Below are 16224 nucleotides of genomic sequence, written 5' to 3'. Positions count from 1 at the left end.
TATGATGTACCGTGGACGAAGCCTTTAAGGTTTGCAGAAAACTTTGAGTGAGCAGTGGGCGCTTGCCCGGAGAGTGTTGGAACCGCTCCTTCGCCGCCTTCATCTTGCTTGCCGATGCCGGCGGAGGTGATCTTGGCGCCTTGTTGGGCCTTCAGCTCCATCGCATCACTCTGCGCCTGCAGTTCCACCTTGCCTTTGGGCGCAAACCTCTTGGCGCCGGCATTTTGCGCAAACAGGCTGATGTCCTGCGCCGCGCTGGCCAGCAGCAACTTGCCGCTGGCGATGCTGACGTCTTCGCCGGTGCTGAGGGTTAGGCTGTCCAGTCCGTCCTGCATGGGCAAAGCGTTATGCTGCTACCGCCGCCGCCCACTTCCTTGCTCTGTAGTCGGCCATTAGCCCGCTGGAGTGCCAAGCCGGCATGTGCCCGCCGTAGACCTGGCCCATGACCAGCGGACGGTCGATGTCGTTTTCCAGAAAGGTGACGACCACTTCCTCTCCGGCGCGTGGCACGTGCACGCTGCCCCAGTCGGGTCGTTGCTGGTAACACCATCTATATTGTTAAAAAGCTATTGCTGGTTGATAAGTTTTATATCCGCTTAACACTTTCTACTAGTTTGTCCCAAAAATCCACAGCTTCTTTATCGCTTTTAAAGCCGCTAGTAACATCGATGGTACTCAACTCGAGAACAGTATAAGGTTCTAGGCTAGAGTTAGGAGTGCCTGGGTATTCCAGTCGAAAAGAATAAGCTGTTTGTCCTTCCACATTTGTCTTTAGGAGTAATTCTTCAAACTTCAAGCCGGCCACTTGTCGTTGAGATTTTCTTATTAGTGTCGACTTGGATAGTATTTTTTGAAGTGTAGGTAATACGGTTCCAGTTGATCTTTGTTCATATCTGGCAATAAGTCCTGGCTCAGGCTTCCCGATAAGTTGGGTGTCAAAAGTCAAGTTGATTCCCGGAACTGAAGAGACGGGAAGCCCAATTGATACTTGTTCTTGAAATTTATCTATAGGCAAATTGATATAGCCAGCTTCAATGGAAAAAGTGCCATTGGGTGGTGCGTCGGTGGGGTTGCGATAATGAATAAGTTTATTTAGTTCTTTGGCTCGTGTGATTGCTTTATCTATTCCTTTTATTGAGATAGCGTCTACGGTCTGACGGTACAGCATATTTTTTGGGGTTAGATAGTAAATTTCCATCGTGTAACTAGTTGACTTGGATACGATTATTGCGCCTCCACCCTCGAGTTCTACTGTTCTATCATAAGCAGCATATCCGGAACTATGGAATTTATCTATTTTAGCAATAGATTCTGAGATTTTTATAGGCAGATCGTATTTGCCATTTTTGCTTATGAGTTCTATTTTTTTTTCAATTATTTTGAAGGATGACCATAGGTCTTTCCCGTTAGATGGTGCGTCTAGTGTGTAGCGTCCAAAATAAAAATGGTTGTATTTAGAGTGCGTGCTATCTGCTGCGCTGTCAGTGCTTATCAAGAAGGAGAGCCCTATTAAGTATATGAAATTTAAAAGAACTATTTTTTTTGTTTCTTTTTTAAATTTGCACATCTTTTGAACTCCTTATCAGGCTGTACAGATTCGCATATTGTGTTCTACCGCTCTGATCATTATAAACGTCCCGATGAGCATGGCCTGGCGAATTATTATGGAAACCCTCTTTGCATACATTTGATGCGCCCAGCGGCGTGGTGAGTTGTCGCAAGCGGCCGCTCTGGCTGAGGGCAGTTCCTAAGGTCAGGTCCATGGTGCATTGCTCCATTAATGCTTGCAGCGGATGACGGCGTGACGCCGAGAATCCATTTTTCGGCGAGCGTCGAGAAGCGCAGGCCAATCGTTTATGATCGATTACGTCAGTTTGTCAGCGCTGAGATTTTTGGGTTCTCATAGCGCTCATCAATCTCGATTCCCATTTTTTTAAGCTGCGTCTCGGTGCTTTTACGCACCTGTGCCATGCGGTTGAGCTCGTCAGGCAACAGCTCCTTCCACTGTTCACGACTCTCGTTTTCGATGAATTCCTTATAAAATTCGCTTTCTGATTTGAACGTCATAGTGAACAGGTAAGAACCCCGATCTTGCGGTGAGTCGCTGTTGTTTTCTCGCTGGACTCTTAGGTAAAGGTACTGGTCACCGTTGTGAAACATCCACGTGCTGATAACAGGCAAAGCATTCCATTCGGTTTTACTAAGCTGAAGCCCCGGATCATTCCACGGGCCAGTCGACACAGCGTTTCCCAGGACTTCATCCTTGCTGGCGAACTTTGAGGCTTGCGAACCTGAAATTCTTGCTTCGTCAGGATAGATATATCTATGCCAGCCGGAGGAGCCGAGGTTATGAACCTGGCGGTAGAAATAACTCATGGCGTCTTCGTGCTTTGAGTCCTGAGGAACGCCCGCGGCATAAATATCAAAATCCGTTATAGTACCGGAGGGTGTTGTGACGATAGTGATGTTGTGTATGTTTTCAAGAGTCAGGACATGACTGCCGGTAATGACTTTAGCCCTAAGCAAGTCTCCAGACGTCGACGGTACGTCAGTTCCGAAATTGCAAAAATTCGAAGCGCAAAATTTGATAAGTTTTATACTTGTCGACGAGCGTGTGTCTGCTATCGAACTGTTAAGCGTCAATTTTACTTCGCGTTTACTGTCGATAATATCTGATCCTTCGCAGCCGGTTAATAACAATAAAACGCTGATAAGATACTTGGTCATTACGCTTGATCTGGCTCGATACGTGATAATGGGTTTCGGTGTTGAGAGCTTCGAAAACGCCCGCTCTGATATTTTTGCACTCGAAAGTGTATGTGCATTTAGCTTCGGTTACTCACTGTTTGGTCTGTGCAATGTTTTAAGGGGATCGTTAGGTTAGTCAAAGAGCATAGGGGCTTGAAGCAATTCGACAGCATCCTAAGGATCCATGCGGAAAACGACTCGACGGATTACGCTTGGCACGGTGAAATGTGCAGTGCGACGTTAATTTAATACTAAAAACCCGTACACTATCAGAGGTACGGGTTTTCAGCGATTAAATCGACGTTAGAGCCGCATGCCTTTGAACGGATTCCAGCCTTGCTCGCCTTTTACTTCCTTAAGGTAGTAGGCGTAGTTGGCAGTCAGTGCATACATCATGGAGAACACGACATTCAAGCCTGTCCCCAATGCCGCAGGAACATCCATGCCCAAGATCGCACAGACCACGCTGATAACGATGTTTACCGCGACGATGATGCCGATCAGTGAAAGATTCTTCTTCCACAAACCCAGCACAAAGAAGTAAATCGGACCGAAGAAAAATGCGATGACGTTAGCACTAACGAGCAGTTTCTTCTTGAAATCGGGCAGTGCGTTGACGGCGGGTTTGAAGCGGGGATCGTTCGGCGCACCATAAGTATCGAAGAAATTGAAGCGCTCCTGCCATTTAGCGCTGTGTTTGCCGGTGCTATGCAACTGGCTTGTTGTGCTCATGGTTGTACTCCTTGTAGTTAATTGATATGACGTTTTTTTGGAAAATCCTGTAATTCTTAATTAGGGGAAAAACCGTCAAAGGTGCTTGTTGGGTATCCAGGGCTCCTGCTCTTGCAAATCATGACTTGTATCGTCAATGCTTGAATCGGTCGCTAGACCAAAACGGGCCTGAACACGTGCGATGGTGATAGGCAGAATGCACGGTGTTCATTTCCAACGGGTAGCCTGAAGCAATAAATGTCATCCCGACAGGCATTAAATACCAGAGGCAATAGTCTGCATCGAGAGGGTGTTCACCCCTTATAAGTACGGCGGTTTTGACAGGCGCATAAAAAGTGAAGGAGACCGATAGCAGAAATTTCGCTAATACCGTTGTGAAAGTAATGGACTCAAACATTCTGATCTCCTGCGGGCAGAAGCCCTACACCTACCGCCGAATGTCGGTAAACGAGTTCCTGCTCTGCTCGTCCGTTACCTTTTTGAGGTGTCGGACATAATGGATGGGTTGCCTGTAACACGCACCGAAACAGAAGCTGAACGCTTTGCTTTCATCTCACGCGTCGATAGCAATGCTGTTAAGCCGTACTGGCAAATGTCGCGATCATTACTACTGCTTCGGCTCCTTCGTCCCTAACACATCTCGAATGCTGTCAACGACATTGCTGTCCTTGATCACATCGTTCAGCCAGCCTTCCAACGGCATGTTGCCCCACTTGATGGCGCGTTCGATCAGGTAGGGCACAGGGCTTTGTGGTTCGGTGTTCTTGAAGAACTGTGCGACGCTGGCGAGCATGGTGAAAGCTTCGTCGCGTGTTGCCGGAGTCGTGCGCAGTGGTGCGGACGTAGTGTCCTGGCTGGTCTGGGTCATCACAACACCTGCATGTTGGTCGGCGGCAGTTGCAGGCGCGGCTTCGGCCTGGGCGGGCGGAGCAGGGTTCAGTTCGATGCCGCGATCCTTGAGCAGCTTTTCGGTCAACTGCCCACCGCGCTGCAGCACATCACTCAGGGTTGCGAAGCTTGGAGCATCACGTCCGAAAAGGTTATCGCAGGTGGCCTGGAGCTGCTGACAGGCGTAGAGGCTCGCGGCGATTTCCGTAGACTTGAGACGCAAGTGATCCGTATCGGTCAGCACCACGGAGCGTTGGAAGATCTCGGCGTTGATCTTGCCTTCGTCAACGGCTGCCTGCATGGCTTTGGGGTTTTGTAACGCCAGGTTTTCCACATGGCGGGACTCGTCGTAGCGCAGAAGCCCGAAGTTTTGCCCTTGAGTGATTGGCAGGCCGCCCACCACTTCGGTCAGCGAGGTTTTCAGCCAGGCGAGGCGGGCGGCGCGCTCTTCGACACCGTCCTCGAGGGACGGAAACAAGTCGTCCCAGAAATTTTGCAGGATCCGCTCCGCTAACGTCAGGCCGAAGGTAATCCCTACAAAATGGTACTTGTGCGCCAGAGCTTCACTGAGCCAAGCGACAAGCATCAGGTCCTTGCTCTGTTGAGCAAGGCCTTGCGCAGCCAAGGTAATGGTCAGCTCCCAGTCCGAAGACTTGAGGTCGGTCTGCCAGTCACCTTGGGTGAGGTAATCGGGGTCTGCTCGCCGAGCTTCCTTGACCTGATCGAACAGGGTGGAAAAGCTCAGGTCTTCGCCACTTCCCCCGTTGATGGGTGCCGTCAGATCGGCAAGCGAAAGGTCGTTGAGAAATTCAGACATAGTCAACTCTGATCAGGAATAAAAGACACCGTGTCCGGGCAGACACGGTGTTGAAGACGGGCCGCATGCGCGACCCGAAGTGACACCGTTTTATGCGAAAACTTTGTTCGCAGTGCGGTCCCAGCCGCCAGTGACGTTACCGCCACCCTGGCCATCGGAGCGGCTCTGCTGGGTGTAGGTTGTCTTGATGCGTGCGAAGTTGAAGCTGATTTCTTCAATCGGCAGATCGCTGACGGCATTGTCTTCGCCAGTCTGGAGACCACCTGCAACAGCCTTCACGGAAGACACGACAACTTCTTCCAGGTTGATGGTCAGGTAGGTCAGCTTGTCGCCGCCTGCACGGTTAACGTTCAGCTGGATCTTGGCGATGTGAGTGCCTTTGCAGCACGCTTCGAACAGCTTGGCAGAAGCCTTGTCGACGGCCTTGCGGATGCTGAAGTCGCTCAGAGCAACACGCTCGGACGAAGCACCACCCGAGGAACTGGCGGTAGCGGAGGTGGCCTGGGTAGCGCCGTACTCATAGCCGAGCACTTCGATCCAGTCCTTGTGCTTGTCGTCCAGAACTTCACCTGGAATGCCGTCGATTTGGATGTACGCGTCAAATGCCATTTTCTGCTTCTCCTTTCTTCATTTAAGGTCGTAGCGTCTGTAACAGATCACGACCCTTTGATTAACCTTCCTGAAACAATCAAGAAAGGTTTTCTTACCACGGCCCCGGCCCCGCAAAACGATGACCCAGGCTTCGGTTTGCTTTAAGTACTGGCGTCAGTTGAGCGCCCGTACTTCGATCTCTACACGCCTGTTCGGCTCAAGACACTGAATCAATTGAGCCCTGGGTTGCTGCATGTCGCACTTGACCAGTGGCTTCTCGCTGCCTTCGCCAACGGCATCGACCAGTTCGGCAGGTACGCCCTTGCCGACCAGATAGGTCTTGATGGTTTGTGCTCGTTGCTTGGACACCTGCATGTTGCTTTGCGGGTCGCCCAGCTGGTCGGCGTGGCCGGCAATGATGATCTTGCCGATGTTGGGTGTGTTCAGCAGCTTGCCGGCGATTGCGCTCAACTGGTTCTGACCTTCGGTTTTCAGGCTCTGGAAGTCGGCACGGCCGAAGGCGAACAGGGTGTCCGACTCCAGGGTGATGGTCTCGATGGCTTTCAACGATTGAGTCAGCAGGCTATTGATGTAGTTACGCGAACTGGACGTTAGGAATGCATTGTCGAGAATGCGTGGTACGTCCAACTCATGAATTTGATCGCTGTAGAAGTTGATCTGCCGACTGGCGTACTCGTAATCCTGATTCACCCCAGCGTCGCCGCTTGACGAGAGGTTCCTGCCGGTCTGACGCGCTATGGCGGGATACCAGTAATCAGGCATTTTCGCTTTCAGGAACGCAGGGTCTGCTTTCTCACGTTGTGAGCGCGACAGCATGACGTAGGTGTCCAGCGTAGCTTTGCCGAAATTGGCGATCGATTGCGCACGGTTGTCGGGCGGCAGTGCTTTTGGCTCGACACTGTCCACGCCGGTCACCGGCATCAGGTCTTTGGCGTTGCGCTGATAGACCTTGATGGTGGTTAACAGATACAAGGAGCGCGTGAGGTTATCAGCGGTTGGCTTGAGCATCACGCTTTCCAGGCGGTTGAAGTACCGCGTACGCAACAGTGGCTCGACTTCATAACCCTGATAAAGACCCAGACGCAGGCGCAGAGGCACTCCTTCGTCGTGGTGTCGCCCGTAATACAGCGATGTCCAGAACCGCATGCGATCCAGCGTCTGCCATTCGGTGTACTGACCGGTTGCCTTACTGTCGTCGACAGCTGCTTGTGCAAGCTCGGTCGAGATCGTGTGAATATTGTCCTTGTTGTTCCAGTACGACCAGCCCCACAGACTGCACAACAGCACGGCAACGGCGCTGGCGCCGCCAATCCAGGCGGCCTTGCGGCGGCGTTCACGGTGATTGGTGGTGTACAACGCCACCAGGTGCTGGTCCGGGATAATCACTTTGCGGAACAGGCTATTGATGAACAACGGATGCGGCTGTGCATTGCCATTGGCCACATCCTGCTCGCTTTCCAGCAGGAAACGCTCGGTGACATGGCGTGCATGCCCGCCCATTTCCGGCTGGTCGGCGTCCAGTGCGCTGGTGAAGTAGAAACCGCGTAACAGTTCTGCATTCTGATACGGGTTGGCGCGCAGCAGCGCGTCAACGAATAGGCTCAAGCGCGGTTTCAGGGCTTCAAGTTCCAGCGGGAAGCGATACACCGCGTTGTCCTGACGAGTGATCTGGATGTCCTGAGTCACCAATTGATAACCGGCGACCTGTTTCCAGTAACTGATCAGTTCATCCATTGCCACGCCAAAGCGCTGACCCCAGTCGGCTTTTTCATAGCCTTTGTGGGAAAAGGTTTTGCCCATCACTTCGCCACGTGAAGCGTCGTCCAGCTGGCGATAGAAAGGTGCAAAGCCCGGCACCAGATCGCATTTTGTGAAGACCAGGTAGACAGGCAGTCGTACTTCCAACAGCGAATGGGTCTCCTGAATGCGCTCACGCAGGCGTTTGGCTATACGCTCCTGATCTTCGACAGACGATTGCAGAATGTCGTGGATGCTGACGGTCACGATCAATCCGTTGAGCGGACGACGCTGACGGTGCTGACGCAGCAACTGTAGGAACGCACGCCATTTTCCTGCTTCTTCCTGGTCGTTCATGTACCGGCCAGCGGTATCCAGCAGTACGGCTTCGGAGCTGAAGAACCAGTCGCAGTTGCGCGTTCCTCCCAGTCCGGAGACACGGGCGCCTTCGCGTTCGGCATAAGGAAAGTTGAGCCCGGACTGATAGAGCATGGTGCTCTTGCCCGCTGCTGGCTGCCCAACCACCAGATACCACGGCAAAGCGTAGAGCGCGTCCTTGGCGTTGGTGCCACGCGGCTTGTTGCTGTTCAGACGCTCAATGCTTTGCAGCAGGCGCTCGCGTAGCAGGCTGATTTCCTCACGGTCGGCCGGGCTTGCGTTGAGCACGGCCTGATCGGCGTCTTCGCGCAGTAGACCTTCCAGATTGTGATGCCGTGAAACGCCCCGATACATGAGTAGTACATAACCTGCTGACAACAACAGGAACACACCGATACCGGTCAGCAGGCTGTTCAACGAACTGAAATCGAGGGCGCGACCAATGCTCCAGACGATGAAAATCGTCAGGAAGAAGAACACCCCGAGAATATAGGGCTGGTAACGCAGAAAGTAGTATTTGATTTTATTCATACGGACTTCAAATCCAGCACATCGACAAAACGGTCGATAACGTCATAAAGAGGTCGGTCCATGTCCGCAAACACGTGGCTCCGATGGTGTTCGTCGAACGCCTCGAAGGGCTCCAGCACGTCATAGTTTTCCGATCGGTCGCCAGTACCTGTCACTACGCGGTATACCCCGGTGGTGTTGCGCGACGGAAAGCAGAACAGTCTGGGACGCATGAAGTCATCCGCCAGAATGCAGATTTGTGGCACAGCATGATCTGTAGCCATGCGCGTCAACCAACTGACCCATAGATCGGCGGTCGGGTTTTTCAAACCCCGTTCGGCGGGCAATGGCAGCGAAATACCAATAGGTGCCTGGTGGTACATGGGACGGCCCAGCGCTTGCAATCGTGTGAGTACGGCGTTGGCAATGAATTCCGGGTAGGAGCTTTCAAGCGATCTTGCAATGTCGCGTAACGTGAAGTTCACCAGAAACTTTTCGTGCACACGGCGGAACAGTTCGAAGTCCTGACTTTGCAACGGTCTCAGCGCTCTTATGCGCTCGAAGACAACCGCTGTGGACTCCCCTTGGGCCGCCATATGCAGCAAAGGTTTAATCTGGGCGCAGAACAGTTCGCTGAGTGTGAATGGGTTCACGAATAGCCCGGCGTCGCTGGACTTAACCGTTTGAAAGATGAAAAACGGATAACGTCGCGCGCTGGAGTCCCTGGAGCTGATCAAGCCGCCGACCAGCCAGTTTCCACTGCGTGCACGGTAGCTGAAGAAGCACACCGGCAAGCGGTCGAACAGCGTGCGCCAGTCATCGCTTTGTTGCATGGAAACGAGCGCCCCCTGCAGCCAGGCGTCGAACTCGCATACGTCATCACTGGCGCCATGCAGGCTGACGAAATCCGGGCTGGCAGGCACTTTTCCGAAGCAGCCGATCATCGTCCGCGCCCCCTTTGCGCCTTGTAAATGTTCACTTGGTCCGCCCGTCAGTTGCATTCAGCGCGCTAAGCGCCTTCACGTTCGCAAGATCAGTCAGCTTGACGCCGCCGTAGTTGCGAACCACGAGGCTGACCTGTCCTTTGGCGGTATTCCAGCTGAAACGCTGCTGGATGCCATCAAGGTCGCTGACGCGTGCGCTGTCGTTCATGCGCAGCAGACCCCAACGACCGGTATAGTCGAACACGGTAATGCGCTCGCCGGTCAGCGTAACCACATCCAGACGAGCGCCCGGTGCAGTGGTGGTGCCTGGCCATGAGAAGCGGTTCCAACTGGTCCTGCCGTTTCGGTAGTGCTGTTCCTGACCATCAAGGGTGAAGAGGATGTCAGTGAAATTAGCCGACGGCTCCAGCATGATCTCGAAACCATTGTCCTTGTCCGACAGACTGGCAATGACTTCGCCCAGCGAGCTGGCCTTGTCGATGTTGCTGACCATTTTTGGATTGACCAACGGAGCGGCCTTGGCATCGCTGCTCATGCCCAGGCCTTCGCCACCGGACAGGTTGCCGATTTCGTTTCGCTTGAAGTTCGGCAGCAGCCCGGATTCAGGGTCCACGAAACGTTGCAGATCCTTGACCGAAGCTTCATTGCGGCTGTCAGCTGAAATTGGGTAGCGGTGAGCCATGACCTGTTCCCAGGGCTTGGCGACTTGTTGGGCCCAAGCTTTGGCGATCTGCTCGCCAGCCGGATCTCGCAGGGTTTCCCAAGCGAACTGAATCGGAAGGCTGAACAGACTTTGCAGAGAGTTAGACAGACCGCCCTGGCTGGTGTCGACCGTGGTTTCGACATAGTTGCGCACACTGGTGACTTCGCTTGGCTGACCTTCGAGCGTTTCGCTGATCAGTTGCTTGCTGCTCTTGCCAACATCCTGAGAGCGCTGGATGTTGTTCATCCGTACTTTGAGCTTTCGCAGCGCAGCCAGGTAACGGTCCATGATGGTGCTGTCGGCGCCCTCGGCGTTTTGCGCAGCGAAGACACGCGATACCGGCTCGAAACGCTTGGCAAGGCTACCGTCATCGACCGCAGGCAGCGGCGAAATCAGAACGCTGGCCGCCGCCTCCTTGTTGTCAAAGATGCCGCTGACCTTGCCCCAGAAACCGTCATCGCGTTTGACGCCGACCTGCTGCGCTTCGCGCGGGGCGGGGACGTCCCACTGAGTGTTGTCGTTGACCGCAGACAACAGCAGTTTTACCGGGGAGTTGCGCACATCGCTGAGCAATGACAATTGTTGTGTGGCGTTGGCCATGTCGGTGAAGCGACGAACGCCTACGCTGTCCACCATCGTGTACCAGGCTTGTGTGTAGTCACGCTTGTAGCGCGCCATGAACTCGCGGACGAAGTTCGCTTTTTGTACGACGCTGTCGCCGCCCTCGCCATCAAGCACCCAGTCGGTCTCGTTCCGCAGGTTGCCGGATACCATCTTGATCAACTCGGGCTTCACGAACTCTTCCCAACCTTGGCGGGTGAAGATCGCGGGCACCGCCTCGGAACCGTATAGCAACTGGCGACCCGGCATCGGCACTAGATCGTTAAGGCCGATGGCTGGGAATTGACGGCTGGACTCCAGCTGAAGACGCAGGTACTCACGATCCACCAGCGAGCTGGAGATCATGAAAAATTTCAGACTCTTTCTGGTTTCATCGATCAACTGTTCGTTGCGCGGCAAGGCAGGTGCCTGTCCGTTCTTGAGCAGTTGTACGTAAACCGGTGAGTTGTCCTGAATCACGTCTTCGCTTATTGGATTCGCCTGATTGGCCATGCCTGACCAGGCCACTGGCAACGCTACATCGACGAACTCGGTTTCCGGGTGCGCAGATGGCTGGGTCAGAATCAGATAGAGCTTGAGGGCGTTATATGACTCGATGATGGATTCAACTTGCCGCTCATCCAGTCGTCCCAGCATTTCCTCCGATAGCGACAGGCCGCCCGTGGTGGCCGACAGTTCAGCTGCATCGTTGGCAGTCGCCGGGTTGCGCAGTGCTGCAATGGCTTCGGTACGCGTCTGGTTGGCTGTGCCTCGGACCGCGCCGGTCAAGCGTCCGGTGACATCACTTGTGCTGCGCGGGATGCTTCCCAAACTGGTAGGGCGACCTGCGGCAATATTCTGAGTCGTACGATCCAGCAGTTTTTTGCCTTGAGCACGCGCCTTGCCGGTTTTGCCGTCAGGGCGAGCCGGCGTTGCACCAAATCCATACTGCGGGTCCATGGTTTTGGCGAACTCGTTGAACTCGCGCATCTGCAATTGCAGCTTCATCGTGATCGGTTCAAGCGCCTGGGTCCGCAACTGTTGCAAGTAGGCGTTCTGGGTCGCGAGGTAGATATCATCTCCCCGGTACAGACCACCGCTCAGTTGCAACGGAACGCCTTTGGTACGGTACTTTTCGATGGCTGCCAGCTGATTGCGCAACAACTCCAGACCTTCGCCGGAAGCAAGACGCTGCGCACGGTCAGGTGACTGCTTGAGCTCGGTCAACTGCGTGCTGAGCGACGCCAGCCATTCGCGATTGTTCTGGAATGACAAGGCTTGCAGTCCGATGAACGCGAGTCCGATGAACAGGGCTACTGCGATAATGATCGGCCCAATCGATCTGTCACGACCAAAGCGTGATTGATAGAGCGTCAGGTCGCGATCCGGAAAGATGACGCGTCGGAATGTGTCGGTGATGAAGTAACTGCGCTCACCGGTTTTAATGTTGTCGCTACGCGTCGAGGGATCGGTCTCAGGCTCTGGTCGCAGGGCGAAAGAATCCGCAAGACTGTCCTCGTAGACATGAGCCAGTTGCTTGTCAGTCTGAAGCGCGCTGGTGAAATACAAGCCACGCAACAGGAGCTGTGCGCCGTTGTGATTGCTGCGGGCGAAGTGCTGGAGGAACTGTTCCAGTACTACCGACAGCTCGGCGAAGTAGTTGGGGAAGTTCAGCAGGGCGCTGTTGGCGTCCGCACCCAGCGCTATGATCTGGGCGTCGACATAACGACGGACATGGCCCTGCAGGTTCTCGAGCTTGCTGTCGAGTACGCTGCGCAGACCTTCGCTGCGGATCTCCGACAGACCGAACGTCATGCCCAGCGGCTGCTGACGTTCATGCAGGTCAAGGCCCTCGAATGCCTGACTGAAGCCCGGCAGTTGGTCGGTCTTGCTCAGCATCAGGTAGATAGGCGGGTTGGCGTCCAGGCATTCGGTGTACTCCTCGATGCGCGACACCAGTCGAGCAGCAAGGTCGTTACGCTCGGAGGCGCTTGACGCCAGCAGCTCTGGCAGACTGACCACCAGAACCAGACCGTTCACTGCGGCTTTGCTGCGCTGTTTTTTCAGCATGCGCAGGAACCCGGCGAACTCACTGGCTGACTGATCGTCACGCAGGTAACGGCCAGCTGTATCGATCATTACGGCTTCAGGGCTGAAGTACCAGTCGCAGTGCTGGGTGCCGCTTTGATGTTCGTTGGCGCTGCTGGCAATGCTCGCAGACAGGCCCGAACGTGTCAGCAGCGAGGTCTTGCCTGCGGCGGACATACCGATGACCAGATACCAGGGCAGATCGTAAAGTGCGGATGAACCACCGCCACCGGCCGAGCGATCGGTGCGCAGCATGGCAATCGCGTGCTTGAGGCGCTCACGCAGCACTTGCTGGTCGCGGAACTCGCCTGTCGATTTCAGCGACCGGTCAACCTCGATCTGGACCAGATTCTCAAGATTGTGCTCGGTGCGAATCCGCTTGTACTGACGCAGCACGATCAACAACAGATAGAAGGCACTGATGATTGCCATCGCTTCAAGCGTGTAATCGCGTAGCCAGCTGACGCGAGGTGCGACAAACCAGCAGACGGCCAGGCTCGCCAGCCACAAGACCGGAACGAGGAACCAGAAACTTTTTAACAGGCGCAGTAATGTCTTCATGTCTTCCTGACTCGGTTACCTGATCTGGACTCAAGCATTGAACAGTTGGCTGATTTGTTCCGCCAAAGCGGCCACGTCCTTGCCCAGCAACCAGTCAAGGGTCAAGTAGACACCCAGGCAGACGATTGCAATGAGCACCAGATAAAGCCAGACAGGAACTTCATGGCGAAGCATCTGCGAAACCTGATCGGGCAACGCCCAGTCAGGCGAAAGCGCCTTTGGCGTTTTACGATGCCGGGCGATGTCCTGGCCCAGCGTATTGGCCAGATAGCGCAACTGATCTTTCTGCCCCAGCCCGTACTTGCCTTCGAAACCCAACGCCAGGCACAGGTGGTAAACCTCAAGCACATCGAGATTCTTTTTCACGTCGGCGCGCAGAGAGTCGATCTTCTCGAAGAAGCCTTCGCCTGCCAGATGAACGCCGAAATAGCGGAATTGCAAAGGCTGTAGTTCGAAATGACGACGCAGATCGTTGTCACCCGAACGCAGTACGCTTTCATCGAGAAAAGCACACAGCGCGTACTGAGTGTCCTTGACCTGTTCAACGCTGTAGTTGGCGCTGCGACCTTCACGCTCCAATGTGGCGAAGAACGTTTCGACGCTGGCTTCGAATGCATCCACCGAAGTGACCTGACGGCCACGACGCACTATCAGTGCCATGCTGATGAAGTCTTGGACCAACTCTTTGAGTGTGGGTTTTTCGGTTGCAGCCACAGCGGCACCTTGCATTACGGCTTCAGTCATTTGAGTACCGCCATCAGTTCAAGCTTCAGATTGGTAAAGGCGCTTGGCGCATAGAAGGAGATAGCCTGAGCTTCCATCATTCGTTCGTAGACTCGCCCATGGGGTTCTATGGAGAAATAGTGGTTGTCCAGGCGAACGGGAATGGCATTGGGCAGACGAGTCGAGTGATTCAGCGTGACGCCCGGCATGGCGCTGTTGACCACCACCTCGATGTCTTCTGGCGAGCCGACCTTGAACGCACGCGGCACCAGCTCCAGCAGGCTGGAACCTGGCATGTCCGCATGGACCGAAATGTAAAAGTCGGCTTCTGTCAGGCGCGGATCCAGCAATTGTCCCTGCCAGTACGACGGCTTGGTCTGCGAGAGATTGATGATGATGCACTGGTTCGGGATCACGTTATCCAGCAGAACCCGAATCATCTCGTCCAGCTTTACCAGTGACGCGGCCGGGTCGTGATGATCGTATTCAGGAATGTCGTGAAGCTGCGTATCCAGCGAGAATGTCAGCAGGCCACCGGCGAGTTCCGCAAGAAACAGGTACAGCCGCTCTGGATGCAGGCGCGGGTGCGCGAGCAAATGCGCCAGATTGGGGTACGCGCGGTTCACTGTATTCAACAGCCAGAACAGCGTGACATCACTTGAGCCAAATTCGGCGATCTGGTCGGCACGTTCACGGCGACGTCCGGAAAGAGCCTTGCTCTTGGCCTGCAGCACGCCAAGCAAGCGCTTGCCCAGACCAATCAGCGTGTCGTGTGTGCCGACATGCAGCGTCGGGTGTACGAAATGGGCATCAAGGTTGAAGCCGCCGATGTTGTTGCGCGTGAGGCGTGCAATCGGGCAGTAGCTGTAACCGTCCAGATTGTCGCCGTCGATCAGCATCACGACGTTCAGGCGCAGGCTGGTGATTTCGTTTTCCAGATCACCTTCGTTGAGGTCTGGCAGCGTATCGAACTGCTTTCGAAAGCGACGTGCGCTCTTCTGTTCCTGACCGTCTTCTACGTAGTTCAGGCCGAAAGGCTCGGGCAGTTTCAGCGCTGCGTACACCTTGAGTTCATTACCTTTGAGCAGGTTCTTCAAGTCGCGAGCGGCCGGCAGCGGGTCGTGCTGCGGAGCGTCATACAGGCTGCCGTCGGGGAATACCAGCTTCAGGCGTTTCAGTTGCAGAGAGCCTGTCGCCAGCGCCTCTTCGTCGACTTGGAGGGTCTGCACGCCCCAGTGAAACGGGGTACTGCGCAACGTCGACTCGGCGAGTTGATGCTGGTGAAATTCATCCTGATATTGGAAATGCTGCGGCAAAAGGAACATGCCTTCCGACCACATCACTCGGCTTTGCTTACTCATTTGGCGCCTTCCAACAGAGAATTGAATGTTGAGTCCATCGCCTTTTGCGCAGAGTTGCCGACAGCGTCTCCGGTTTTCTCGATGGCGGAATCCTGAACACGCTCGGTCAGGCTCTTGCCAGCAGGCTGAGCGGGCTGCGCCGGTTTGGCCGCCTGCGCAGGTTGTACCGGCGTTTCTGGCTGTGCGGGTCGTGTCGGCAGCGAGTTGGACTTGGCGAACTGCTCTTCAGTCTTGAGCTTGTTCAAGACGTCCACGCCACGCACGGCGAGGATGTAGTTGTTATCCACCAGCACGCGTACGCCGTCGGACGAGAACCAGATGCCGTCCTTGCGAAGCGAATTGGCGTCAAAGGCTACTTTCCAGCGACTGTCCTGATCGGTTCGGAAGAACGCTGCAATACCCACGTAGGAGGCACTTGGGTTCAATGGCCATTGATCGGTCTGTCCCATGCCTGGCAGTAGGATGAGTTCACGACTTTCAACCAGCGTATTGCCCAGCGCCTTCTGTGGGTCGTCCCAAAGGGTGTCGGCATTGATCGACTCGAAGCGCTCAAGCGACGACAGTTGATAGACGCGCACGACCACCGAAAGCGGCTTGCCCGACTCGTCCGGGTTGAGCGAATTGCCCCCGTCGGATGTCAGGATCACCTTTTCGTTGTCGCCGAACATCATGTCACCCGCCCAGGTGTCGTCCATGCGCTTGGCGACACGGTCCGTGACGCCGCACGCGGACAGCGCCATCATCATTGCCAGAACAGTCAGACACTGTGCCAGGGCTTGCTTCGAGGAACGAATGCCTTGAAGTCTATTACTCATGACTTGC

At 54.6% G+C, this 16224-nt stretch carries 11 protein-coding genes and 1 pseudogene; all 12 read right to left on the bottom strand.

Going from position 1 to position 16224, the window contains the following annotated elements:
* Nucleotides 1-65: 65 nt before the first annotated feature.
* A pseudogene (locus KDX39_RS26460) lies at nt 66-531 on the bottom strand (DUF2345 domain-containing protein); the annotation flags it as partial.
* 55 nt (nt 532-586) lie between these two features.
* Nucleotides 587-1567, bottom strand: a complete 981-nt coding sequence (locus tag KDX39_RS25650; protein WP_231662298.1) for a T6SS immunity protein Tli4 family protein — start codon at nt 1565-1567, stop codon at nt 587-589.
* A gap of 302 nt (nt 1568-1869) precedes the next feature.
* Nucleotides 1870-2727 carry a hypothetical protein gene (locus KDX39_RS25645; protein WP_231662297.1) on the bottom strand — a complete coding sequence of 286 codons (858 nt, stop codon included), beginning with the start codon at nt 2725-2727 and terminating at the stop codon, nt 1870-1872.
* Nucleotides 2728-3051: 324 nt separating this feature from the next.
* The gene (locus KDX39_RS25640; RefSeq protein WP_231662296.1) at nt 3052-3480 is read right to left on the bottom strand and encodes a DUF2628 domain-containing protein; all 429 of its coding nucleotides are present in this window, start codon (nt 3478-3480) and stop codon (nt 3052-3054) included.
* Between the two features lie 607 nt (nt 3481-4087).
* The gene (gene tssA / locus KDX39_RS25635) at nt 4088-5185 is read right to left on the bottom strand and encodes a type VI secretion system protein TssA (protein WP_099227522.1); all 1098 of its coding nucleotides are present in this window, start codon (nt 5183-5185) and stop codon (nt 4088-4090) included.
* A gap of 90 nt (nt 5186-5275) precedes the next feature.
* The gene (locus KDX39_RS25630) at nt 5276-5794 is read right to left on the bottom strand and encodes an Hcp family type VI secretion system effector (protein WP_043303973.1); all 519 of its coding nucleotides are present in this window, start codon (nt 5792-5794) and stop codon (nt 5276-5278) included.
* 156 nt (nt 5795-5950) lie between these two features.
* On the bottom strand, nt 5951-8443 hold the full coding sequence (gene tssM / locus KDX39_RS25625) for a type VI secretion system membrane subunit TssM (protein ID WP_099227523.1): 2493 nt from the start codon (nt 8441-8443) through the stop codon (nt 5951-5953).
* Nucleotides 8440-9366, bottom strand: a complete 927-nt coding sequence (gene tagF, locus KDX39_RS25620) for a type VI secretion system-associated protein TagF (protein WP_099227524.1) — start codon at nt 9364-9366, stop codon at nt 8440-8442. Before tagF ends, tssM begins: the two co-directional genes overlap by 4 nt.
* A gap of 31 nt (nt 9367-9397) precedes the next feature.
* Complete coding sequence (locus KDX39_RS25615) at nt 9398-13318, bottom strand: type VI secretion protein IcmF/TssM N-terminal domain-containing protein (protein ID WP_231662295.1); 3921 nt, start codon at nt 13316-13318, stop codon at nt 9398-9400.
* A 30-nt stretch (nt 13319-13348) separates the two neighbouring features.
* A complete protein-coding gene (gene icmH, locus KDX39_RS25610) occupies nt 13349-14062 on the bottom strand; it encodes a type IVB secretion system protein IcmH/DotU (RefSeq protein ID WP_099227526.1) in 714 nt (237 codons plus the stop codon).
* Complete coding sequence (gene tssK / locus KDX39_RS25605; protein WP_083186194.1) at nt 14059-15402, bottom strand: type VI secretion system baseplate subunit TssK; 1344 nt, start codon at nt 15400-15402, stop codon at nt 14059-14061. Before tssK ends, icmH begins: the two co-directional genes overlap by 4 nt.
* The gene (gene tssJ / locus KDX39_RS25600) at nt 15399-16217 is read right to left on the bottom strand and encodes a type VI secretion system lipoprotein TssJ (protein WP_210071802.1); all 819 of its coding nucleotides are present in this window, start codon (nt 16215-16217) and stop codon (nt 15399-15401) included. Before tssJ ends, tssK begins: the two co-directional genes overlap by 4 nt.
* Nucleotides 16218-16224: the final 7 nt, after the last annotated feature.

Origin of the sequence: Pseudomonas sp. CDFA 610, from assembly GCF_021147865.1 — a bacterium.
GTDB classification, from domain to species: Bacteria; Pseudomonadota; Gammaproteobacteria; order Pseudomonadales; family Pseudomonadaceae; genus Aquipseudomonas; species Aquipseudomonas alliivorans.
Note: the sequence above shows the minus strand (reverse complement) of the source record. Positions and strands in the feature narration are given on the sequence as shown.